This window comes from Providencia sp. JUb39, assembly GCF_012272845.1.
GTDB lineage: Bacteria > Pseudomonadota > Gammaproteobacteria > Enterobacterales > Enterobacteriaceae > Providencia > Providencia lanzhouensis.
Genome location: NZ_JAAWXD020000001.1, coordinates 3,451,565 through 3,474,850, shown reverse-complemented (window position 1 = coordinate 3,474,850; position 23,286 = coordinate 3,451,565). Strand labels below are relative to the sequence as shown.

General features: G+C 40.1%; 20 protein-coding genes and 1 tRNA gene. 12 read left to right on the top strand and 9 right to left on the bottom strand.

Translation table 11 applies throughout. The annotated features are described in order from the left end of the window. Window positions 1-25: 25 nt before the first annotated feature. The 5 genes from HFU86_RS16120 to HFU86_RS16100 form a co-directional block, all read right to left on the bottom strand. Window positions 26-421 (bottom strand): DoxX family protein, encoded by a 396-nt coding sequence (locus tag HFU86_RS16120; RefSeq protein WP_132496578.1) that lies wholly within the window; start codon window positions 419-421, stop codon window positions 26-28. Window positions 422-684: 263 nt separating this feature from the next. After that, window positions 685-987: a YqjK-like family protein gene (locus tag HFU86_RS16115; RefSeq protein ID WP_255425996.1), complete on the bottom strand. Its 303-nt coding sequence runs from the start codon at window positions 985-987 to the stop codon at window positions 685-687. Beyond that, window positions 974-1,378, bottom strand: coding sequence for a phage holin family protein (locus tag HFU86_RS16110; RefSeq protein ID WP_187129655.1), 405 nt, complete (start codon window positions 1,376-1,378; stop codon window positions 974-976). Before HFU86_RS16110 ends, HFU86_RS16115 begins: the two co-directional genes overlap by 14 nt. A gap of 9 nt (window positions 1,379-1,387) precedes the next feature. Next, window positions 1,388-1,693 carry a DUF883 family protein gene (locus HFU86_RS16105; protein ID WP_036956175.1) on the bottom strand — a complete coding sequence of 102 codons (306 nt, stop codon included), beginning with the start codon at window positions 1,691-1,693 and terminating at the stop codon, window positions 1,388-1,390. Window positions 1,694-1,876: 183 nt separating this feature from the next. Beyond that, window positions 1,877-2,536 carry a DedA family protein gene (locus HFU86_RS16100; RefSeq protein ID WP_108478444.1) on the bottom strand — a complete coding sequence of 220 codons (660 nt, stop codon included), beginning with the start codon at window positions 2,534-2,536 and terminating at the stop codon, window positions 1,877-1,879. A 610-nt stretch (window positions 2,537-3,146) separates the two neighbouring features. Between HFU86_RS16100 and HFU86_RS16095 the strand changes: the two genes are divergently transcribed. The 3 genes from HFU86_RS16095 (at window position 3,147) to sstT (ending at window position 6,622) form a co-directional block, all read left to right on the top strand. After that, window positions 3,147-4,118: a TerC family protein gene (locus tag HFU86_RS16095; protein ID WP_036956180.1), complete on the top strand. Its 972-nt coding sequence runs from the start codon at window positions 3,147-3,149 to the stop codon at window positions 4,116-4,118. A gap of 96 nt (window positions 4,119-4,214) precedes the next feature. Then, window positions 4,215-5,084 (top strand): hypothetical protein, encoded by an 870-nt coding sequence (locus tag HFU86_RS16090; RefSeq protein WP_234413545.1) that lies wholly within the window; start codon window positions 4,215-4,217, stop codon window positions 5,082-5,084. 281 nt (window positions 5,085-5,365) lie between these two features. Continuing rightward, a complete protein-coding gene (gene sstT, locus HFU86_RS16085; RefSeq protein WP_036956183.1) occupies window positions 5,366-6,622 on the top strand; it encodes a serine/threonine transporter SstT in 1,257 nt (418 codons plus the stop codon). Between the two features lie 65 nt (window positions 6,623-6,687). Here sstT and HFU86_RS16080 read toward each other — a convergent pair whose 3' ends face one another. Next, window positions 6,688-8,709, bottom strand: coding sequence for an NADPH-dependent 2,4-dienoyl-CoA reductase (locus HFU86_RS16080; RefSeq protein WP_187129654.1), 2,022 nt, complete (start codon window positions 8,707-8,709; stop codon window positions 6,688-6,690). 257 nt (window positions 8,710-8,966) lie between these two features. Between HFU86_RS16080 and HFU86_RS16075 the strand changes: the two genes are divergently transcribed. Then, on the top strand, window positions 8,967-9,563 hold the full coding sequence (locus HFU86_RS16075) for a GNAT family N-acetyltransferase (protein ID WP_187129653.1): 597 nt from the start codon (window positions 8,967-8,969) through the stop codon (window positions 9,561-9,563). A 60-nt stretch (window positions 9,564-9,623) separates the two neighbouring features. Here the strand turns inward: HFU86_RS16075 and HFU86_RS16070 are convergent, their stop codons facing one another. After that, complete coding sequence (locus HFU86_RS16070) at window positions 9,624-10,697, bottom strand: NAD(P)H-dependent amine dehydrogenase family protein (protein ID WP_187129652.1); 1,074 nt, start codon at window positions 10,695-10,697, stop codon at window positions 9,624-9,626. A 355-nt stretch (window positions 10,698-11,052) separates the two neighbouring features. Here HFU86_RS16070 and HFU86_RS16065 point away from each other — a divergent pair. Beyond that, a tRNA-Ile gene (locus HFU86_RS16065) sits at window positions 11,053-11,129 on the top strand. A 77-nt stretch (window positions 11,130-11,206) separates the two neighbouring features. Here HFU86_RS16065 and HFU86_RS16060 read toward each other — a convergent pair. After that, entirely contained in the window at window positions 11,207-11,755 is a 549-nt protein-coding gene (locus HFU86_RS16060) for an RBBP9/YdeN family alpha/beta hydrolase (protein WP_187129651.1), read from the bottom strand. Between the two features lie 1,167 nt (window positions 11,756-12,922). Between HFU86_RS16060 and HFU86_RS16055 the strand changes: the two genes are divergently transcribed. The 7 genes from HFU86_RS16055 (at window position 12,923) to HFU86_RS16025 (ending at window position 19,294) form a co-directional block, all read left to right on the top strand. Further along, on the top strand, window positions 12,923-13,489 hold the full coding sequence (locus HFU86_RS16055) for a fimbrial protein (RefSeq protein WP_036956196.1): 567 nt from the start codon (window positions 12,923-12,925) through the stop codon (window positions 13,487-13,489). Window positions 13,490-13,644: 155 nt separating this feature from the next. Continuing rightward, the gene (locus tag HFU86_RS16050) at window positions 13,645-16,116 is read left to right on the top strand and encodes a fimbria/pilus outer membrane usher protein (RefSeq protein WP_132496571.1); all 2,472 of its coding nucleotides are present in this window, start codon (window positions 13,645-13,647) and stop codon (window positions 16,114-16,116) included. A 22-nt stretch (window positions 16,117-16,138) separates the two neighbouring features. Then, window positions 16,139-16,879: a fimbria/pilus periplasmic chaperone gene (locus HFU86_RS16045; protein WP_132496570.1), complete on the top strand. Its 741-nt coding sequence runs from the start codon at window positions 16,139-16,141 to the stop codon at window positions 16,877-16,879. A 34-nt stretch (window positions 16,880-16,913) separates the two neighbouring features. Further along, on the top strand, window positions 16,914-17,396 hold the full coding sequence (locus tag HFU86_RS16040) for a fimbrial protein (RefSeq protein ID WP_036956202.1): 483 nt from the start codon (window positions 16,914-16,916) through the stop codon (window positions 17,394-17,396). Between the two features lie 11 nt (window positions 17,397-17,407). After that, entirely contained in the window at window positions 17,408-17,911 is a 504-nt protein-coding gene (locus HFU86_RS16035; protein WP_187129650.1) for a fimbrial protein, read from the top strand. Beyond that, complete coding sequence (locus HFU86_RS16030; protein ID WP_132496568.1) at window positions 17,908-18,420, top strand: fimbrial protein; 513 nt, start codon at window positions 17,908-17,910, stop codon at window positions 18,418-18,420. Before HFU86_RS16035 ends, HFU86_RS16030 begins: the two co-directional genes overlap by 4 nt. A 19-nt stretch (window positions 18,421-18,439) precedes the next feature. After that, entirely contained in the window at window positions 18,440-19,294 is an 855-nt protein-coding gene (locus HFU86_RS16025; protein WP_132496567.1) for an MrpH family fimbial adhesin, read from the top strand. Window positions 19,295-19,358: 64 nt separating this feature from the next. Here HFU86_RS16025 and HFU86_RS16020 read toward each other — a convergent pair whose 3' ends face one another. After that, entirely contained in the window at window positions 19,359-23,036 is a 3,678-nt protein-coding gene (locus HFU86_RS16020; protein ID WP_336431777.1) for an Ig-like domain-containing protein, read from the bottom strand. Window positions 23,037-23,286 lie beyond the last annotated feature (250 nt).

Here is a 23,286-nt window from a genome sequence, read left to right as displayed (position 1 = left end):
CTATAGGCGAGGAGGTTGGAGCTCATTACCATTTCTTATTTAATAAATGGTCGATACTGAATTTGCCTGGGCCAGTCACTGCTAATAGAATATAGCCGCCTGCAATAGTCATATTTTTCATAAACATCAAGCTGTTTGGCTCAACGCTGAAATTCGTATGGAACAGCATCGCAGTTAAGAATGTGAACACAGCAGTGAAAATTGCGGTTGTACGTGTTAACAGACCGAATAACACTGCCAGACCACCACCTAACTCAAGTAAAATTGTCAGTGGCAGTAAAAAGCCTGGGACGCCCATTGCTTGCATATATTGCTGAGTGCCTTCATATGCCCCGCCTAATTTGCCGTAACCTGCAACGATGAACAGAATTGGCATCATAATACGTGCTAATAAAATAGCTCCACTTTCTAAATTTTTCATTGAGTCTCTCCAGATAATACGGTCATTAAATATAAATAAAGTGCGATATATATCGCGTTATAAGCTAAGTTTCAGCACGAAAAGGCTAGAAATCTTGGATGTGCGTATCTTATTACTTAGCTCATTCAATAAAAAGCTAAGCTTATTAACAAAGATAGACAAAAAAATTGAATGTGTATAATTGAGTGCGAAAAAAAGTGCTAAAGGGCACTTTTATCTATCATATTGACAAATAATGATTATTTTTATCTTAAGGGGATGGGTTATTTCTGATTTGAACTGTTTAAGCTGCTTCTTAGGGTACGAATAAGCCCCCAAGTCGCAATGGCTTTCTTGCTCAGTGAAATAAATCGATTGGGGTGCTTTAAGGTAAAAATAGAGATAAGACCCGTCGCAGCGATAACAATTGGGCGAAAGGTCATCAGGGTTTGCCATGCTCGGTCATAAGGGGCAGTGGCTTGTAGCCACTCTTTCTTACTGGCCGATAACTGGATGCGTTGTAGCTCAATATCAGAGACTAAGCGTGACTTTCTTTCTGCAAGTAACTGACGTTTACTTTTGCTCATCATCGGTTCCTGACAGTGCTTTAGCATCATTGCGAAGCTGTTCACGGGTTGCGCTTAGCAGCGTGGACTGTTTCGCTTTTTTTAACGTCCAAATAGCAAAGATAATAGCGAGTAAAATCAGTGTTCCGGTCGTGATAGCGAAAGCTTGATAACGATAGACGGGATCTACAGACCAAAAAATTAGCCCAATAAGGCACATCAGACCAAATGCAGAAAATAGAAGAGTTAGCCCTGCGAGTAATAATAACTGAACAAGGTTGAGTTTCTCTTCTTCTAATTCTACCGCAATAAGTTGAATGCGGGTTTCAACCATATTAACGGCGATACCCGCAATTCTTTGCAGAGAATCTAGAACCCGCTTAGCGGGTCCTTGACGTGGCGACTGTTCCATAAGCGGTGATTAGCGCTTGGTGAGCAGCATGCCTAAGACCACACCGACCGCTGCACCGATACCCACGCTTTTCCATGGATTTTCACGCACATAGCAATCAGCTTGACCTGCAATTTCTTTGGTTTGCTCGGTGATTTTATCACTGGCTTGACCGAGTTTAGCTTTTGAAGAGGAGAGGGCTTCACGGGCTTTCGCCTTTAAGTTTTCGATCTCTTCTTTTGATTTATCTTGAGTACTATTCAGAATGGATTCGAGAGAGTCTGCGAGTGATTTAAGTTCAGCACGTAGATCTTCAGAAGAATGATTGGATGACATAGTAGAACCTCCTATCAATAGAAAAATAACGCAATGCCTTAATAAAGTATGGCCTTAATAACATTACAATAGCTTTTTTTAGCTTAAGTGCAATCACTAATTGGTATAGATTTCGAATTGAGATAGAGGAAAGCGGGAATTGCTAAAAATTCCCGCTGTTCGATTTGATTCAGTGACGGCTATTTATTTGCGGGCGAATTTTTTCTTGATGACAACACCAATGCTGCCGATCAGACCCAAAATTAATAACCCAACTGGAATAAGCATCAAGACATTCATAATTTGATGCTCATATTGTTGGAAAATAGGGCTTTTACCGAATCCGTAGCCTATAGCGGTCAAAATTAGCACCCAAAGGAGCCCGCTTAACCAGTTAAACACTTGGAAACGCCCATTTTGCAAGCCCGCAAGCCCTGCGATAGTTGGTAGTAATGTTCTGACAAATGCAAGGAATCGACCAATCAGTAATGCGGCTAAGCCGTGACGATGGAATAGCCCATGAGCACGCTGATGATAGTGTTCGGGGAGGTGCGATAACCAGCCTTTGACAATTTTTGTATTACCTAGCCAGCGACCTTGGATATAACCCACCCAGCAACCAATACTGGCGCCCGCAGTTAAAATCACTAAAGTTAATGGGTAGCTAAGAGCACCTTTTGCGATGAGTACGCCAACAAGGATCAGTAAACTATCACCGGGTAAGAATGCAGCTGGGAGCACGCCGTTCTCCAATAATAGGATCATAAACAGCATGAAATAAATCGACCATATCAACGATGGGTTAGATAAGGTTTCGTAATCTTGGTGCCAAAGGGCGAAAAAAAGTTCTCTAACTAATTCCATTAATGTTTCCTAAACGGCAATCACAGCAACAAACATGTTGTTGGGCAGAAATGGATTAAGTAAATGCCGGAAGAAAACGGCTGTTTCTTCCGGCTGTTAGTGTAAAACCCGATCACTTTAACAAAACAGAAAATAACTAAACAGTAAATTTTAAGCTTATTTTGAGAATTCATTTAAATTGCGGCTGATTTTTACATTTTAGGTTCTTAACTACTGGCTTTCTAAAATGGCAAAAAACGGGAATGGTGCTGAATAAGAGGATTTAATCTGACTATTTATCAGTATATTTGTGTTTAGATAACGAAAAATAGCATGAACATATTGGTAGCTAATCATTGCTTTTTAAGACTAATTACCTTATTGTGTGCGCATAGCAAAGGGGAGTAACTTCTTCTGTCGGATTATCGTCATTACGGTACACACAATTGTACCCGGTAACCGAGCACCACAATTTCCTTATCTTAGGTTATCTGTGTTGTAAGTGAGACCTTGCCAGAAGGCGAGGTTTGCTCATCGTTTACAACCGTATAGTGATAACTTAGGGTGAAAACAGTTTAAGCGGCTGATGTCTTCTGGATATCAGCCGTTTTTTGTTTTTTAAGGAATCAAAATGAACTCTGTTGGAAATCCTGTTTTATGGGGCAGCTTTGCTGTCATGATCCTTGTGATGCTACTCATCGATATGTTTTGGCAAGGAAAACATAAAGGTCAGGCGATGTCGATGAAGCAAGCAGCGGGTTGGAGCATCTTGTGGGTGACTCTGTCGCTGATTTTTGCGGGCGGTCTGTGGTGGTACTTCAATGATACCGTTGGACCTGAAGTTGCGAACACGCAAACTATGGCGTTCTTAACCGGTTATCTGTTAGAAAAAGCCCTTGCTGTGGATAACGTGTTTGTTTGGTTAATGCTATTTGGTTACTTTGCTATTCCGGCAAATCTACAGCGTCGCGTACTTGTTTACGGGGTGCTTGGAGCTATCGTCCTGCGTACGATTATGATTTTCGCAGGTAGCTGGTTAGTTACACAATTTAGCTGGATCCTCTATGTTTTCGGTGCGTTTTTACTGTTTACGGGGATCAAAATGGCGTTCGCTAAAGAGGACGATTCACCGATAAATGAAAAGCCATTGGTCAAATGGGTTCGTTCACACTTACGGATGACGGATGAGTTACACGGTGAAAAATTCTTTATTAAAAAGAATGGATTGCTGTTTGCTACCCCATTAATTTTGGTTCTGATCTTAGTGGAAATCAGTGATGTTATCTTTGCGGTAGACAGTATTCCCGCTATCTTTGCTGTGACCACCGACCCGTTTATCGTATTAACGTCTAACCTGTTTGCGATTTTAGGCTTACGTGCAATGTACTTCTTATTAGCGGGTGTTGCTGAGAAATTCTCAATGCTTAAGTACGGTTTAGCTATTATTTTAAGCTTTATCGGCGTGAAGATGTTGTTGATGGATATTTTCCATATTCCTACTGCGGTTTCGTTAGGGACTGTGGCTGCAATCTTAGTTCTGACATTGGTGGTTAACACGATCGTGAATAAGCGCAACGAAGCGAAAAAATTGATTAACGGATAATCTTTTTCCTAATTAGAAAAACTCCCATAATTTCATCATGACTTTGGGAGTTTTTTTATATCTAATGATTTATAGGCGTAAAGATGAGGTGGTTCTGTGCAACAAGTCATGCGGGTCTTACGAAAACTCTATAAGTATGAAAATAGCCAATATGATGGAGGTCGTGCGGTATCGACTTATCCATTGGACTCTTTATCTGATAAAGAACGAAAAATATTGAGTGATTCTCATTGGTTGCCAAATGAGATTGCATTTTTTACTGATCATGAAGATATCATTAATAAACTACACAGTTTAAAACAGGAAACAGCGCTTACTCGCCAGCGTTGTTTGGATGCTTTCGTGGCGGGAGTTGGAGGAAGTTATTTGCGAGGTCGATCAGTCTTGGGAGCTTATCACAAGCTACTTTCTCTGCCGGCTCATCAATATCTTGAAAAACCGCAATATGCATGTTGTTGGGTTTGTAGCGATCATAATAAGCATATTTATATTAATGATAGTTACTTCCAATACTGCTTATATTACGGAAATTCCTATACTGGGAATGTAAGTTACACTTATTTGAATCTCCGACATTTACTGACGGTTGCTGCTGTAGAACCTACCGATGAAGACAAAAAAGTCTTTAATCAACTATTAGATTTATTACGCCATGCCCCCGAAAATGAGACGCCAGGGCAGTTTGAAAAGCGGTTATCGCAGGCAAAATTGGTTAAAGGAGACAGATATACATTACGCGGAATATTGCATTCACTCGCATTGATTGGTGTTATTCCGAATACTTTTATCGCTTTGTCTCTTGATAGTTGGCGCGATTTTGGTGATATAACTAGTGCAGAAAACCAACTTAACAATACGAAAGGGCGTTCTGATATGGAAATGCCTTGGGCTGGCTGGAAAGGAAATTTAAAAGTAGATGAGGCAAAAATAGCAGATTATTTTGGTGGATATTTAATCAATCGTTAAATCTTACTCGCAATAATCAATACAATTTTAAAAAACATCTTGGAGTCATCTTAGGTGTTTTTTTATTTTAACTATCTGAAAATCCTCACTCATTTTCTATGCCCTCTGTTTCCTATAAGAAACAAAACTCTATTGCGATCACAGATATGTAAAATTAATGTTAACTGTAATCAATCATTGTGTATATTTTGAATAATAGCCTTTTCAGGAGATTAATATTCCTTATACTGGCTCGGCAAACACATTTAATTCCTAAAAAAGATAAATTATAAAGGTCTATTATGGATACAAATAAAGCAGGGTTATGGCGAGTAATTAGTCAAGGTAGTTTGGTCAAACAAATCCTAGCAGGCTTGATTGCAGGTATCTTATTGGCGTGGTTATGGCCATCGGCAGCAAAAAACGTTGGCTTACTGGGTGACCTGTTCGTCAGTGCGTTAAAAGCGGTTGCTCCAATTCTTGTTTGGGTGTTGGTTATGGCGTCCATAGCTAACCATCGCCAAGGGCAAAAAACCAGCATTCGTCCAATTTTAGTGCTGTATATTTTAGGGACATTCTTCGCGGCTGTTGTAGCGGTGATTGGCTCATTTATGTTCCCATCAAGCTTGATTTTAGCCGTAGGTGATACGCAACTGACGCCTCCGGGTAACATTGCTGAAGTGCTCAAAGGTTTGTTGATTAATATTTTCGCTAACCCAGTCGATGCGCTGATTAAAGGGAACTATATTGGTATCTTGGCATGGGCGATTGGTTTAGGTATTGCATTGCGTCATGCCAATGAATCCACCAAAACGATGATCCACGATTTCTCTTTAAGCGTGACTCAGCTGGTTCGTGTGGTTATTCGTTTAGCGCCATTAGGTATTTTCGGGTTAGTTTCGTCAACTATTGCAACAACCGGTTTTGAAACTTTAAAAGGTTACTTCCACGTATTGGCGGTATTACTGGGCTGTATGATTATCGTGGCATTAGTGGTTAACCCGCTGATTGTTTACTGGAAAATCAAACGTAACCCATACCCACTAGTCTTCGCTTGCTTACGTGAAAGTGGTGTAACCGCCTTCTTTACCCGTAGCTCAGCTGCTAACATTCCGGTGAACATGGGGATGTGCCGCCGTATGAATCTGCACGAAGATACGTATTCCGTTTCTATCCCGCTAGGTGCAACCATTAACATGGGCGGCGCGGCTGTCACCATTACAGTGTTAACACTGGCTGCGGTGCATACTCTGGGCATTCCTGTTGATATCCCAACGGCGCTGTTATTGAGCGTGGTAGCTGCGGTGTGTGCGTGTGGTGCATCTGGGGTTGCTGGCGGTTCGTTATTATTGATCCCACTGGCGTGTAATATGTTCGGTATTTCGAATGAAGTAGCGATGCAAGTGGTTGCTGTGGGCGTGATGATCGGCGTGCTGCAAGATTCAGCTGAAACTGCACTGAACTCTTCAACGGACGTGCTTTTCACTGCGGCGGTATGTTTATCGGAAGACGATAAACTGGCGCAAGCGGATTCTGAGTTATCTCAAACTCAAGACTAAGCTTTCACGTTGTTCAAAAAAGAAAACCCGCTGAATTAGCGGGTTTTTTTATGGGTCAAGAAAACTTACAACTGATAAGCCACTTTCATACCTTGTTCAATGGCTCGGCGGGCATCTAACTCGGACGCCACATCCGCCCCTCCAATCACATGAGGGTGAATGCCAATATCTTCTAATTGCTCTTTCAATGGGCGATAAGGTTCTTGCCCAGCACAAAGGATGACATTATCAACGGCAAGGCAGATATATTCATCTTGATAGCGAATATGCAGCCCATCATCATCCACATTCATATATTCCACGCCATTAAACATCTGAACGCCACGTTTCATTAACGACAAACGGTGTACCCATCCTGTGGTTTTTCCAAGACCTGCGCCGACTTTGCTGTTTTTACGTTGCAATAAATAGAGGTGGCGAGGCGTTGGTTCTAACTGTTTTTTCGTCGGGAAAAGCCCACCGCGAGTGGTGATGGCGGTATCGATATTCCATTCATGGTTAAATTTATTATCATCTAAACTGCTGCTGATCCCTTGTTGGGTAAGGAGCTCAGCAACATCGAACCCAATCCCTCCGGCGCCAATAATAGCTACGTTTTTACCGACATTATCGGGCTGTTTTAAAGCCTCAATATAGGACATGACTTTGCGATGATCAGCGCCAGCTAGGTTGATAGCGCGGGGGATAACGCCTGTGGCGATAATGACCTCATCAAATTGAGTTAAATCATTCGCTTGTGCAATCTGTTCGAGTCGAACATCCACATTGAGTAGTTGCAGTTGTCGGGAAAAATAACGCAAAGTTTCATAAAATTCTTCTTTGCCGGGGATCCGTTTAGCGAGATTGAATTGCCCACCAATTTGGTTGCTGCGTTCAAATAGCGTGACTTGATGCCCTCGTTTGGCGGCATAGATTGCACAAGAAAGCCCCGCAGGACCCGCCCCGACAATTGCCACTTTTTTGGGTTTATCTGCTAATTCATTAGGATAGTCCATTTCGCGTACAGCTTGTGGATTCACTAAGCAGCCAGCCAGCTTGCCATTAAAAATCTGGTCAAGGCAGGCTTGATTGCAGCCAATACAGGTGTTTATTTCATCAAAGCGACCGTCTTGGGCTTTTGACACAAATGCTTCATCGGCAAGGAAAGGGCGCGCCATGGACACCATATCAGCTTGACCACTAGCAATGATTTGTTCTGCCACAAACGGGTCATTGATGCGATTGGTGGTAATCAGAGGAATATTCACCTTGCCCATTAATTTTTCCGTCACCCAGCTGAAGGCTTTGCGGGGAACCAGCGTCGCAATGGTCGGTACACGGGCTTCATGCCAGCCTATTCCCGTATTGATCATGGTGGCGCCCGCACTTTCAATCTCTTTAGCCAATAGCTCAATTTCATCCCACGTTGAGCCCCCTTCAACAAGGTCAAGCATGGATAACCGATAGATAATAATGAAATTTTTCCCAACCGTTTGGCGAATGCGTTTAACGATTTCTATCGGAAAACGGATACGGTTTTGGTAGCTGCCGCCCCATTCATCAGTTCGATGATTGGTGCGCGATGTAATAAATTGGTTGATTAAATAACCTTCCGAGCCCATCACTTCGACGCCATCGTAGCCCGCTTGCTGGGCAAGTTTAGCGGTATTTACGAAGTCATCGATGGTTTTCTGAACTTCATCGGCAGTTAATTCACGGGGGGGAAATGGGGTGATCTCGGATTTAATCGGGCTAGGTGCCACTAACGCCGGATGTAGGGCGTAACGACCTGCATGCAAGATTTGTAATGCAATTTTGCCATCTGCTTGGTGCACAGCATCGGTGATTTGTTGATGAAATGACAATTGGTCTTGATGATTCAATACAGCGCCATGAGGTGCTAAAGCTCCTTCGGGGTTCGGGGCTATTCCCCCGGTAATAATCAGACTGACTCCATTCTCTGCACGAAGTCGGTAAAAGTGGGCAAGGCGCTGGCTTCCTTGAGGATGCTCTTCTAAGCCGGTGTGCATTGAACCCATCAAAATACGGTTTTTAAGAACGGTATACCCCAAATCAAGTGGGGTAAAAAGATGTGGAAAATTGCTCATATTGACTCCCATTTGGGACTATTAATAACAGGTCAGATGAGTTAACTGTAGCCTAATGGACAATTGAATTAAGAATAATGTTAAAAAATTGTGATTTTTATCATATGTTTTACGAGGAATAATTAAACTTACAGGACTATTTCTTTTGTTTTATTTTTCTGTCATAAAAAATGGTTACAACAAAGAAAAATGGTTATTCGCATCATAATTTGATGGGTTTTCACTTCACACAACCGAGTTATTCAGGAAACACGCCGATGAAAGAGATTTGCCAAGCTGTCACCTTAGAAGGCAACCATGTTCGATTAGAGCCACTGACCCATCACCATGATGCTGTTTATGCTGAGATTATTGAACGAGATAAGTTGCATCACCTGTGGTATACCTCGGTACCTGAACCGGAAAATGTCGCGAAAGATGTCGATATGCGCCTTGCGCGTTTTGCCCAGAAAGAGATGGTGCCATTCGCGATTATTGATAAACGTACAGGCAAAGCCGTTGGCATGACCTCGTATATGCGGATCGACCAAGGGGTTCGCCGTGTTGAAATTGGGGCAACATGGTATGGGGCTGAAGCCCAGCGCACACCGATCAATACGGAAGCTAAGTACTTGTTATTAAAACATGCATTTGAAGAATTAGAGTGTGTTGCCGTGGAGCTAAGAACACATTTTTTAAATCATCAAAGCCGTAAAGCGATTGAGCGTTTAGGGGCAAAACTCGATGGGATTTTACGTAACCATATGCTAACTCGTACGGGTGAGCTACGAGATACCTGCGTTTATAGCATCTTAAGTAATGAGTGGCCGGCAGTGCGTCGCCACTTAGAATGGCAGATGACAAAGCCTCGCTAAGTCAAAAAAATAGCCCACGGGATGTGGGCTATGTGATTAATATTCAATCAAGTCAGTTGATTATAAATATTCGTGCATCGGTTTGGTCATATACACGTTATTTGGCATTTTTTCTGTGGTAGTGTAGCCCGCAGGGCTATTGATCAGCGCAGGGATACGGTTAACTAAGTTTGCGCAGGTGAGTTCCACGGTTGCTGGATTATTCACTTCAATCGCCGTATCTGGCTCACCAATTAGCTGCCAACTGTTCTTGTCGCACTCATCCGCCGTTAAAATTTTACCGATACATTCCGTTTCTAAGGTGACGCCTTCTGCTGTTTCAGTGATCACCACTGCAGACAACCCTAAAACATCGCCTTTTTTCACCGTCATTTTTAAAGTATCTGAATAGATATCTTCTTTGGCAATTTGCGGCACGCAGCGCTGAGTTTGATTGGTAATGGTCAGACCTAAGCGGCTGCACAGCCAACCATTTTGTGTCCACATGTACGGTGGCGCATATTCACCGCTCTCGATTTTCTCAGCGATAACCGCATATGGCAGGTCGTTATAGTTACCAATTTGCTGATTGAATTCGTCAACAGTCAAGCCTGCACCGTGACCTTTCGCCAGTGCGATGCCGTAATCTTCCACGTTGTAACAGCTAGAGCCTTTGATTTTGATCAGTTTGTGCATAGAACCTGCCAAGGTATCGATAAGCACGCCCCAGAACATATCGGGGTAGCCGCTACCCGCTAAAGTGCAGTTATTCGCTTTCGCTAACGCATCTAATTTTTCAGTGATTTCAGGGGAAGAGTTCCACGGATAGAGAGCTTCTTCACCTGTTGATATTGCATTAACGCCATGGCGAGCGAAGAGGGAGAATGCATCTTCTAAATCGGCCATGGTGCTGAGGGTCGCAATAATCCCCACGTCAGGTTTTAAGGTTTCTAGAGCTTTATCGGCTTCATTCAGTGGCTGGATTTTTACGCCAGTTGGCGCCGTGCCTGCGATTTCACCAATGTCTTTGCCAATCACGGCAGGGTTGATATCAAAAGCCGCCACAACTTCAGCACCGTGTTCTTGTAGGTAACGGATGAGAAATTTGCCCATCTTTCCACAACCATATTGAACTGCACGTACTTTTTTCATCATTATCGTCCTATAGCTGTTTGTCTAATATCATCATGTTCTATATGAAGTATAAAATTATTGTTTTATATCAATCAATTGAATAAAGAATGCTTAATAAATTAGAACAGGAAAACTCAATCTTTACGCCCGATTATTTACTATAGGGTAGTCGTTAACGCAGGTTTGTTCATAAATGGCGTTCTAATAAAGAATGGAATCCTAGATTAAAATCCGATAATTAAGATGGGAATGATGGTTTTTGATGATGCCATGCTATTGAATTATAGGTTGATGCTATAGCTTGGATACAAATTCACCATACAGTATTGAAATACTAGACCTTCACCAAAACAGCACGTATAATCGGCACCACTTTGGCCCCTTAGCTCAGTTGGTTAGAGCAGGCGACTCATAATCGCTTGGTCACTGGTTCAAGTCCAGTAGGGGCCACCAAATTTTAGCTGTTAAATCAGCGCATTAAGCCACTTCGAAAGAAGTGGCTTTTTTGTGTCTGGAGCACTGGAAACAAACTACCGCCCAATAAACTCTCTCCCCGTAAACTCTTCAATCAACCGCTCGCCTTCATGCCATTCGCCATATCCTGCATCAGTATTTAAATGCTCACCGCCTTTAACCAATATAAGTTGGCTACTCCATATTTCTGCAAGCTGATGGGCTTTTTCAGTGCCAAGATGCGGGTCATTATCGGTATAAATAAGCAAAGAAGGGCTTGGAAGCTTGTTATTGGGTAGCGGTCGCTGTTGTTGAATATCGCGTAGGGCAGAAGAGGAATCAACATCCGCAGGGGTGGCTAGGATCATCGCCTTTACTCGATGGTTGGGAAATTGGCTGGCCCACTGCGCCACACAAACAGCTCCGCAACTGTGTCCAATCAGTACCAATTCACCCTCTGTATTTTGAACTACCTCGTTTAGGCGCTCTATCCATTTATGGTTAGGGGCGTTCCAGTCATCCTGAATGACGCGCACAGTATTATGGTATTTTCTTTCTATATAGGATTGCCAATGTTGAGAACCGGAATTGGTATAGCCAGGAACAATTATAAAAGTGGTAGTCATCTTGTTTCTCAGGTTGTCTGGGAGAATTCAATCTTAATCGGTGTGAACTAAAGTTAGCTAGCAATTTATCGGCTAGCGTTAAATCAAAATATTATTTAAATGAGCCATTCGGAATAATACGAAATAGCTTCCGATAGTTTTGCTTTTAACGCATTTAGTGCGTTATTTATGAGTTTTGAATGAATAATTAAAAACAAAATCAATGTATTGCAGTTAATCCTATTTTCATTACACATTATGATTATCACCTTGTAATGGCTATTAAAGTCAAATTATCTAAGGTAGGATGAGTTCCAATTTAACTTATGGAAAGGTTACTCATATGAAGGATAATGCTTCACTAGATAATGAATTTTCAGGATTTAATGCATTTCATCTGATTTGATAAAGGCTCAATGAATGCATTTGAGCCTTTGTGTTTCTTTTTACCTAAAGAGCATTTGCCATTCTAATTTCCTACCTAGCTATTCTTATATACCCGTCAATACATCCCTGAAATAATCACTATGGTCATCATATTTGAGTGTGAAATAGTACCTTAATGAGATACTGATTAGACCAGAATATATTTTATTCACATTGAATAATTCTCATTAGGTATAATAAATGAGACGGAGTTCTTATTTATTAGAAAAAATAGCGGATGGAGATAAATTAGAATTAACCATTTTCTTTTTGATACATATAAATTTGGATTAAAACCGCAAAAAACTATTACGCTAAATTGTGGTAATTGGATAATTGAAGATAATAATACACGTCAAAGATGTAACCAATTGCAAAAAAGTAATGTCCGATGTATGTGAAAGAAATGTTGTTAAGTATGAATCAATGACACATTATCTGTAACTGATTGATTTATATGGTATCAAAATAATCGTAATATGAGTAAATGTATCAAAAAATAACTGCCTATTGAACTTCTTATTTTCGATAGGTGATGGCGACTTTACAGCTTTTAAGTGTAATTATAGTATTTGTGTGAACCAAAGCTCAAAAGGCAAAAAGATTTAATTAACGTATTCATAAATATATCGTGGTTTTACCTAAGTATATTTAACTATGTCTCGTATCTGAAATTTAAGCTTCTATTGTAATTAATAATTAATTACAGGACTTCTTATTATCTTTTTTCTTTAAATTACGACTTAATTGAGGATTTACCAAATGAAATTAAATAAAACTCTTATGGCTATCGCAGCAACGACATTAATTGGTTTTGGTGCAAACGCAGCGCCAGTTAACCACGGTAATGGTAAAGTCACTTTCACTGGTAGCATCATCACTGCACCTTGTTCTATTGACCCATCTTCTATTGACCAAACTGTAGATTTAGGTCAAATCGCTGATGTGGTGTTAAAAAATGGTGGTACTTCAGACGGTCAATCTTCACCAGTTATGTTCGATATTAAATTAATTGACTGTACTGTAGAAACAGGTGATTCCGTGAATATTACATTTTCAGGCGCGGCCGCTACAAATGATCCTAAATCACTATTAGCTATTACAGGTACTGCTGCAGGTGCAGGTATCCAGATCGTAGATAGCAACAATGACCCAATCGTATTAAATGAAGTCACTAAATCTGAGCACAAACTGCAAGGAACAACTAACACCCTGCAATTTGCTGCATATGTGAAAGGTTTAGGTAGCCAAGGTAAACCAGAAGCTCCGGTTGATATTGTTGCAGGTGAATTCCAAGCGGTAACTGATTTCGTATTGTCGTATAACTAATTTAATGCATTAGTTATTAACGGTAAGCTGAAGTAATGAGACCAATCATTACTTCAGCTTAGAAAATTTATTAAAATTTAAGGACATCGTAATGAAAAAAGTTAATAATAAAATTATGTGTTCTGTGTTTTTAAATGTTAATAAAAAATAAAGTCATGAAAAAACTCATCACGGTATCTTTATTGCTGCTGAATCCATTAATTGCTCTCTCTGAAGAGGCTGTGGACTTCAATATTAATATATTGAACGCAGAAGATAGAGAAAATATTAATTTGGCAGTTTTTTCACAAGATCTTTATATTGTTCCTGGCATTTACCCCTTTAAACTAAGTATAAATAACGCGTATATACCTGAGCAGAAAATAACCGTTGTGAGTTATGAAGAAAAATCACAAGCGTGTTTAACGGATGAAATTGTCGAAAAATTTGACTTAAATTCGGAAGCTGAAAGTGTATTACAGTGGAATACTATTGATGGCTTAGAGTGTTTAGATATTGCTAGCTTAGAAGGAATGTCAGTAACACCTAATTTATCGACCGGAACATTAATTATTAATATTCCTAAAAGTTACCAGGAATATTCAGCCAACGACTGGGAATCAGCATCTCGTTGGGAAGATGGCATTAAAGGTATTATTTTTGACTATAATCTGACCTCACAATATAACCATAGTTTAGGTGATAACAAATCGAACAATACTTTTTTCCTTTCAGGATTAGGTGCGGTCGGCGCTAATTTTGATAGCTGGCGTTTACGGGGTTTTTGGCAAGGTTCATATAACCATGCACAAAATAGTCGGGTTGATGATACTCACGATATTAAATGGACGAATATTTATGCTTATCGAGCTATTCGCAGCTTAAAATCGAAATTAACTCTAGGTGAAGATTTTCTGCAAACAGATTTGTTTGATAGCTTCAAGTTTATTGGGATTTCATTACGTTCTGACGACAATATGTTACCGCCGAGCTTACGTTCATATGCACCAGAGGTGACGGGTTTTGCAGAAACAAACGCGGTAGTCAAAATTAGCCAAGATGGACGCGTTATTTATGAAAGCTTAGTTCCTGCGGGCCCATTTAGAATCCAAAATTTAAATAGCGGTATTTCAGGGACGTTACAAGTCAGAGTTGAAGAAAGTGATGGGCGTGTTTCAGAATTTGAAGTAGAAGCTGGAAACATTCCTTTTTTATCTCGTCCAGGTTCTGTGCGTTATAAAGTGAGCGCAGGTAGACCAACGGATATGGATCGCCATGTTATGGGGGATGCATTCGCACAAAGCGAGGTTTCATGGGGCGTTAGCAATGGTTGGTCAGTTTTTGGTGGCGCGCTAAATAGTAGTCGATTTAACTCTTTTGCTGCTGGTGTTGGACGTGATTTGTTTCAATTTGGTGCAATCTCATTTTCATTTAATCATTCAATAGCAGCATTGACAGATGGACCGACCTTAAAAGGCAAAGCATTTAAAGTCGATTATTATAAAAGCTTTGAAGGAAGTAATAGTCAAATTCAATTGTCCGCATACCGTTTTATGGATCGTGAATTTATGACGATGAGTGACTTCCTTACTTATAATGACCAAAAAGATATTATGTATGCAGGACACAATAAAGGCTCTTATTCTGCATCACTAAGTAAAAACTTTACTGATTGGCGTTCATCCATAAATTTAAACTACACGCACCAAACCTATTGGAATCGCCCAAATAGTTATCGCTATAACATGACCTTTTCGAAATATTTTGATACCAGCAAGTTTCATAATATCGGTCTGTCTATCAACATGTTTAATAGCAAAATGCAGGGTTATCAAGATAACGGAGTTTATGTCAGCCTTTCAGTTCCATTAGCATCAGGAACTTATGTCAATTATTCAACGTATAATGGTAAGAACGATAATACGAATAAAGTGACAGTGAATGAGCGTCTTGAAAATAAAGATAACCTTTCACTTTCTGTCGGTAATAATCGACATAGCGGAATATTTAGTAGCTATTATAGCCATAAAGGCAATATGAATGACTTTAATACCAGCTATAACTATATAAGTAATAACTCAATGTCATTATCCGCGAATGTCCAAGGTGGTATGACATTGACGGGGTACGGAATAGGAATGCACCCAGTCACATCAACGGGTGGAACACGAGTTTTTGTTGATACAAATGGCGTTAAAGATGTCCCTGTAAAATATAACGGCACACATTTACGCTCTAATGGTTCTGGAAAAGTCGTTGTACCAGATATTAATAGCTACTATAAGACAGACGTCGTTGTTGATATTAATAAATTACCTAAGAATGTTGAGGTTGCGGATTCCGTAACACGAACCACACTCACTGAAGGTGCAATAGGTTATCGTAGTTTTGATGTTATTTCTGGGATCAAAATGATGGTGACGTTGAGATTACAAGATGGAAGTTACCCACCATTTGCTGCGGATATTAAAAATAATGCTGGCAAGACAACAGGTATTGTGGGTGACCAAGGTGAAGCTTACATCGGTGGAATAAGACCGGGTGAGGCAATGAAAGTATTATGGCAAGGTTCTGAATGTACGATTACATTCCCACAAAATATCGAAGAGCATAATGTTTACGACAAACTGCTCTTACCATGTAATTAATAATAATCTTAAAAGAAGGCTAATGTTTATGATGAAAAAATTATCCGTATTATTACTTAGCTGCTTCGTGACTGCGAATGCTTATTCTGCAATTTCAATGGACAGAACGCGTATTATTTATAATGGCGATAGCAATTCAGTCTCATTAACGGTAAGTAATAAAAATAACCAACTGCCTTATTTGGCGCAAGGCTGGTTTCAAGATGAAAAAGGCGAAAAGCTAACCTCTTATTTTACGATTTTACCACCAATCCAAAGAATTAATGCGGGGCAAACAAGCCAATTGCGTATTGAAGCTTTACCAGACATAGTGAAATTACCTCAAGATAGAGAAAGCCTGTTTTTCTTTAATTTAAGAGAAATTCCACCTACAAGTAAAAAATCTAACGTACTGCAAATTGCATTACAAACACGTGTGAAGTTGTTCTATCGTCCAGCTTCTTTAGCGGTTGATTCCACGCAAATGAAAAATGCGCCGTGGCAGAATAAATTAGTGCTAGTCAAAAAAGGCGGTGCTATTTATGCCAAAAACCCAACGGCTTACTACGTGGTATTAAACAACATTAGAAAAAGTGCCAACGCAGAGAAAGCAAAAAACTTTGTTGCTGTAGACGTTGCGCCATTTGCTGAGCAAAAACTGTCAATTACCGCAGATCAATTAGGTTCATCGCCAGTGATTAACTACATCAATGACTACGGCGGTCAGGTTGATGTTCCGTTTGTCTGTTCTGCAACAGAGTGTCACGCTCAAGCGGCTAACTAATCCCATAAGCAAATGAGAGAAATGGATAAATCGAATGTTTAAATTTAAGAACCTGTTTTGTCTTAGTTTACTGTTTTTTTTATCTGTGACTGCATTTGCGGATGGGAAGTTTGTGACAGTCAGAGTGAATGTTTTATCTGGCGGATGTGTATTGAATGATAACGAAGATATCTATGTGGATTTTGGCGATGACATCGTTATTGGGCAAATTGAGTCAGGTAAATACACAGAGGAAATTCCTTATAGTTTAAGTTGTGATTCGCGATTTGATGAGCTGTATATTGCTTTTGAAGGCGTTAAAGGGGAAACCTCAAACAGCCTGAAAGTCGCGGATACACCGGGTTTGAATATCAAACTGTATATTGATAACAAGCCTATGGATATCGGTTCTCAATATGAGATTGATAATATCCAATCTTTACCTTCTTTAACCGCAGAACTGGCACTGGCTAATGGGATAAGACCTGTTGGAGGTGAGTTTTCTACTGCTGCAACACTAACTGTAGGATATCATTAAGGTATTATCTTATGAAAAAGCTCTTGTTATCATTCGTTTTATTTCTGGCATACACAAGTGCGGCACAGGCTGTCAAAGTGAGCTTTAGAGGAAATTTGATAGAAGGAACGCCATGTGTCATCAATAATAATCGCCCGATTGAGGTGGATTTTGGTGATGACTTGGTGGTTTCGTTAGTGCCGACCAAAGATGGTACAAAATATATAGAAGATATCGACTTTGAGTGGGAATGTGACAACATCTCTTCAGGAACGGATGTGGTTTTTAGTTTTGAAGGTAAACGCTCTTATTTTGATAATGATTTATTAGCAATTAATGAGCAAAGAGACATTGCACTGCAAATTTATTATGACTCAGACACATTGAGAGTGAACGATACGTTTGTATACACCTATGAATCTGACTATAAAAAACCTGATCTGAAGGCGGCATTAGTAAAAAGTAGCTCAAGTTCTGCTCGTGTCGAGCCGGGCGAGTTTACCGCTAGCGCGACACTAACGGTTGCTTATCCATGAAGATAATCTTCTTTACTCTATTACTTTATTTCTCTGGGAATGCGTTCGCGGATGAAGTGAATTTTTCTGGAGTATTGAGACACGCCATTCCTTGTATCGTCAATGGCGGCGAGGAGCTTGTGGTGCCATTTCATGAGGTCAATGATAAAGACCTTTATCGTCAAAGAGATATCTCTGAAGTCTTTGAAATTACACTCTCTGAGTGCGAGTTTTTACCTGATTTTTCATTTTCGATGTCATTTACGGGAATCAGTAACCCGAAAATTAAAGGTTCGCTGCGAATTGATGGTGACCCCGGTGATCTGGGCTATGCAATCGTGTTGAGTAGCGATAATGGCAATGTGGATATTAATAGCCAATACCCTATTGTTGGAATGAACGGCAGTAAATTCCCTAGCGTGATCCCGCTTAAAGCTTCCATTTTGGGGGAAGAAGACGCAATCAAAAATGAAAGTATTAAACTCGGGGATTTTAGCGCTACCACCACTTTTAATATCTATTACGAATAACTCGGTTGTTAAGGATATTATGAAAAAACTTATTCTTATCTGTTTGTTAGCGATATCGTCTTTTCAATTTGCACGGGCTGAATTTGCGGCTCAAGGTGAGCTACGTACAGACTATGGCGCTTGGATGGATACCACTTATATATTACGTGGTGATTTAGAGCATGATAACCGCCCTCTAATGATACAAGCATCGGGTTCTTGTCCATGTAATATTTTTCTCGGATCATGGGGAACATGGGCTGATGGAAAATACGGTGCTGGAGATAAACACATCGTCAGTTTTGATACTGACACCGTGAAATTAACAGAACGAAATTCTTGGGATGAAAAACCCGTAACCTTCAGCGAAGTTGCAAGAGCCTTACAAAAAGGTGGTGTTTTAAATAGAAATGTTCAAGGTCGTTGGCAGTTCTATCCAAGACGTCCTGGTGTTGGTTATTGTTTCAATCTTGGTATTAACTATACCGGAGTAATGCAAAGAGAGCAGACAGCAGATAACCCAATAATTCTCTGTTCACCGTTAGACCCTGCTATTACTAACTGTGATATTGAAGGACCAGATTATATCGACCATGGCACATTATCCAATAGCTCGATGAACGGTCATACCGTAAGGGAAAACTTTACGATCAGCTGCACAAATCCAACGGATGTTAAAATTTCTGCTGTCGCCGGGTTAGATAACGATAACTTTATTTTTATGGCGGATGGGCTAGAGTCTGAAATTAAAGTCAATGGTGCGCCATCAACCGTACTTTCGGTAGATTCGTTTGTGAAACAAACTTTTGATGTTTCCAGCACATTAAGAAAAACCAAAGATCTCGTTCCGGATGAATATTCAGGTATTTTCCTGTTATCAGTTGAGCTCCCTTAGTATTCAAGCATAAAAGACAATGGCAGGGTTTTGGTCAATACATCGAGACTAAAACCCTGCCATTTTATCTATCAATGGTAATAAAACGAATTGCGCCCAAGAAAACACGATTGATTGATGAAGTTTGACTATTCCATCCTGTAAACCCGATAAATTGTTCTCCCGATGGGATTTGGTAGACATAAGTTTGTGGATTAGTGCAGGTATTATGTGCTTCTCCGATCACCTGGTTACTTGTGGGCTTGTAGAAGGTTAATTGACCGATGACCAGTACGCCTTGGAAGCGGCACACAATAACATCAATTTTTGTCACCGAATCTGTGTTAGTTATGGTCGTGGCAGTTCCTCCCGTTCCCCCGGAATTTCCGATAGAGTCCACGACCCAATCTCCTTGACCCGTTAACGTATACCCAGGTGGCTCTATCAAATATTCAGAGGCTGAATTAGGTTTGCTGGTGGAATCACCATATATTGGTGACATGTTCAATTCACTGACGGTCAATTTTGCAGGTATGACGGTGACTGGAACACCTTTATAACCTGTACCAGTACTGCTAACGCTAATATCGACGATCCCTTTCTGTAGACCTTGAATTTCCCCCGGAGATATTGGTCTCGCCACATTGGTATTACTGGATATCCAATTGACTTGGTTAGCATTTAATTGAATTTCACTTTCTACACCATCGCTGGATTTAACGAATAATTGATAATCATATAGGGCGGTCACACCTATTTTATGATCTAAATTGCTGAGCCTGAATATATAGGTATACACGCTAATTGTTGGTGACTGGGCTGTATAGGTTGAATACAGCACTGTTGCGGTGATCTGGTAATCACCAACGGTGGAAGTGGTGACAACCGCCGTATATTGACCAGGAAGGGTTTCTGTCACATTGCCTATCTTAAGTTCGTTATTATTGGCGGTAAATTTCACATCATTTTTAACCCCTGTAATTGGCTGATTATTCTTATCGATCATAGTGAGCGTGATCGTGGCTTTTCCATCCTCTGTTGCACCCGATGAATTGACGATACGTGTTTTATCTAACGTGAGAGTTGATTTGCTAGGGTCAATAGCACTGGTAAATGTGACCGTGACATCTTGGGTACTATTATTAATCGACAGGGTAATGACGCTGGGTCCCGGCAGACTACTGGTCAAGGAAATAATGGCTTCACCATTAATATCGGTTTCTGGAATTGGACTAATGCCAATATGGGGATCCGCAGTCACAGTGACTTTTTGACCTTTTACAGGGTTATTATTGGCATCGATGATTTTGACTTTTATTTGATTAATTTCGATTTTATCGGCTTTAGCATCATTTTTGACGACAGTCATCGCGCTTTTATCTAATTGGGCTGTACTGGTATCTGCAATAAAATCAACTGAAACAGATTGTGAGCTGCCATTTAGCTCTGCCGTTATTTTGTATTGCTTAGCTTCAGTGCTTGTGATGGAGAATTCAGTTTCCCCCGCAGTATTCGTTGGCGAAATAGCCCCTAAAATTACGCCAGTATCGGTACTCACTGTGATTATTTGACCTGCAAGTGGATTACCATTTTTATCTGTCACGATAACCTTGACGCGATCGGTATCAACACCATCGGCTTTAGCATTATTTTTGGTGATTACCATGTCATTTTTATCAATTTTTGCGGAGTTGTTATCCCCAACAAATGTCACGTTTAGGGATTGGGTACTGCCATTAATTTCAGCGGTTACTCGATATTGGGCCGCTTTGAGACTTGTGAGTGTAAATTCTGTTTCTCCCTGACTATTGGTTGGCGAGATTGCGCTGACAATTGCACCATTTTCTGCTGTCACTGTAATTACTTGATTTGGAAGCGGGTTGTTATGGGCATCCGTAACGATAACTTTAATTCTATTCGTATCAACACCATTAGCCGTCGCGTTATCCTTCACCAAAATTATATTGGCACTATCAATCTGCGCCGTGCTCTTATCGGGCGTAAACATCACATTGACGGTATGACTACTGCCATTAAATGTTATTGTGACTTCACTCTTGCCCGCTTTAAAACTGGTTAAAGAGAAAATCATATCGCCATTTGCATCGGTAGGGGCAATGTTACCCACTGTAGTGTCATTATTTGCGGATACACTAATTAATTGATTTTCTAGTGAATTTCCAAATTTATCCGTGATGTGTACAGAAATTCGGTTAGTGGCTTTGTTATTGGCGATGGCATTATCTTCAATAACGACAATATCAGATGGCGTGATCTGGGGGGTGGAACTATCAGCGATAAATTGGAGAGGCTTGCTGGATTGATAACCATCTTCTAATTTAGCAATCAATAATCCTTGTTGGGCTTTTTGTCCCCGAATATTGATAATAATTTGCCCGTTACTATCCGTTGGCAATGTGAATGGAGAAGCACTGGAAATATTATTGCCAGATAAAGTAAATGCGGATAATGGCGAGAAACCTGATAACGTAAATTCGACATTGGTATTTGTGAGTGTTTTTCCGGTAGCATCGGTGACTGTCACGGTGGCTTCATAGTTATCTGAATCATTGGCTGTCACAGAGCCTTGAGGAACGACGGTAAAAGTAGAAATCATTCCTGACATCGGTTTTACATTTAAACGGGTTGTCGCCGTATTCGATTTATTCCCATTATTATCGATTGCAATAGCCGTTACCGTGTAGGTTTTAGGGTTGTTTTGAATGGGAGGTAAAATAATTTCAATACTGTTTACGGAGGTTTTAATAAAGCTTCCTCCATCAGCAATCAGTTCAGGGGCTGACCATTGAATGTCTTTGACGCCATATTTAGACTTTATAATTGTTGCGGTTAGATTGACCTGTTGTTTTGATTGCACCTCTAATTCATTAGGTAATGAAATGGTGAGCAATTCTTGTTTCTTATATTGCATGACGATGTCGTAGTTTCGATCGACAAAGTCGTAACGTAATCCTGTAAGAGAACGCATATTTTTGACTGAGTCAGCAGATAATTGGCGATTGAGTGGGAGATCAAACCGATAATTAATCTGGAGCATCGCAGATGTATCACTAGAGCTGCCTACGGACTGGTTTAATCTCATCGTTACAAGCGGTATTGGTGTATAAGAAACGCCAACACTATAAAGGCTTGGGTTATTTTTTAAGTCTCTTAAATATGAACCATTGTTAATATTTACATTCTTTCCATAATAATGCTCGTATTTTAAATTTGCCCCAAATTGAGGATAGTCTGGAAGAAACCCTTCGAATCGAACATCAAAACCATTAGCTGGACGCTCATCAAAATCACGCCAATTATCTAATTTAGAACCATGCCAATCACTCAAGCGAAAATAACCATTGCTTGATAGTTTAATAAAATCAGCGGATGCTTCAGCGCCTAAACCTAAGCGTCTATTTGAAGATGTTGAATCATAAAACGAGTTAACTCCCCACATCCAATCATTATTAAGCTGACGATAACCGAATCCCATATTCGTTGTTGTACGATCTTCATTAATTTGTAATCCCAATTGGGTGAAGACAATATGGCTATCTTTATCATATAAGGGATATAGGATAGCGGCATTACCGCTTTTATCCGTGTTAAATTGAATGCGGGCATAAGCAACCTGATTAAACCAATTATTAATATCACGGTTAATTTTCTGCATTAATGTGTTTTCTAACATATTTCTAGCAGTATTGGTGCTATTTTCACTATTCAGGATTGTACCTAACTGGCTTCCTTTTTCAGCAATAAATTTCTGATTGTTATCTTGTTTATTTATTGGCTCTGTTGGCAGTTCAGGAAGGTCATTAATAGATTGCTCTGATGTGTTTTCTAATATAAGCCAGTGCTCTTGTTTATTTTCATTAGCATTACCAATAGGAAAAAAACTCCAAAAAATAAAAAAAAGAGATTTGAAGTAAAATTAATGATGTGAATTTCTTATTCATTGCACTCATTTTCATTGTCTATGCTTACATTAATGACAATCAAATATTGAT

Excerpts from the sequence above, each read along its gene's own strand:
- HFU86_RS16120 (WP_132496578.1), bottom strand. The coding sequence starts at position 421 with ATGAAAAATTTAGAAAGTGGAGCTATTTTATTAGCACGTATTATGATG.
- HFU86_RS16115 (WP_255425996.1), bottom strand. The coding sequence starts at position 987 with ATGAGCAAAAGTAAACGTCAGTTACTTGCAGAAAGAAAGTCACGCTTA.
- HFU86_RS16110 (WP_187129655.1), bottom strand. The coding sequence starts at position 1,378 with ATGGAACAGTCGCCACGTCAAGGACCCGCTAAGCGGGTTCTAGATTCT.
- HFU86_RS16105 (WP_036956175.1), bottom strand. The coding sequence starts at position 1,693 with ATGTCATCCAATCATTCTTCTGAAGATCTACGTGCTGAACTTAAATCA.
- HFU86_RS16100 (WP_108478444.1), bottom strand. The coding sequence starts at position 2,536 with ATGGAATTAGTTAGAGAACTTTTTTTCGCCCTTTGGCACCAAGATTAC.
- HFU86_RS16095 (WP_036956180.1), top strand. The coding sequence starts at position 3,147 with ATGAACTCTGTTGGAAATCCTGTTTTATGGGGCAGCTTTGCTGTCATG.
- sstT (WP_036956183.1), top strand. The coding sequence starts at position 5,366 with ATGGATACAAATAAAGCAGGGTTATGGCGAGTAATTAGTCAAGGTAGT.
- HFU86_RS16080 (WP_187129654.1), bottom strand. The coding sequence starts at position 8,709 with ATGAGCAATTTTCCACATCTTTTTACCCCACTTGATTTGGGGTATACC.
- HFU86_RS16075 (WP_187129653.1), top strand. The coding sequence starts at position 8,967 with ATGAAAGAGATTTGCCAAGCTGTCACCTTAGAAGGCAACCATGTTCGA.
- HFU86_RS16070 (WP_187129652.1), bottom strand. The coding sequence starts at position 10,697 with ATGATGAAAAAAGTACGTGCAGTTCAATATGGTTGTGGAAAGATGGGC.
- HFU86_RS16060 (WP_187129651.1), bottom strand. The coding sequence starts at position 11,755 with ATGACTACCACTTTTATAATTGTTCCTGGCTATACCAATTCCGGTTCT.
- HFU86_RS16055 (WP_036956196.1), top strand. The coding sequence starts at position 12,923 with ATGAAATTAAATAAAACTCTTATGGCTATCGCAGCAACGACATTAATT.
- HFU86_RS16050 (WP_132496571.1), top strand. The coding sequence starts at position 13,645 with ATGAAAAAACTCATCACGGTATCTTTATTGCTGCTGAATCCATTAATT.
- HFU86_RS16045 (WP_132496570.1), top strand. The coding sequence starts at position 16,139 with ATGTTTATGATGAAAAAATTATCCGTATTATTACTTAGCTGCTTCGTG.
- HFU86_RS16040 (WP_036956202.1), top strand. The coding sequence starts at position 16,914 with ATGTTTAAATTTAAGAACCTGTTTTGTCTTAGTTTACTGTTTTTTTTA.
- HFU86_RS16035 (WP_187129650.1), top strand. The coding sequence starts at position 17,408 with ATGAAAAAGCTCTTGTTATCATTCGTTTTATTTCTGGCATACACAAGT.
- HFU86_RS16030 (WP_132496568.1), top strand. The coding sequence starts at position 17,908 with ATGAAGATAATCTTCTTTACTCTATTACTTTATTTCTCTGGGAATGCG.
- HFU86_RS16025 (WP_132496567.1), top strand. The coding sequence starts at position 18,440 with ATGAAAAAACTTATTCTTATCTGTTTGTTAGCGATATCGTCTTTTCAA.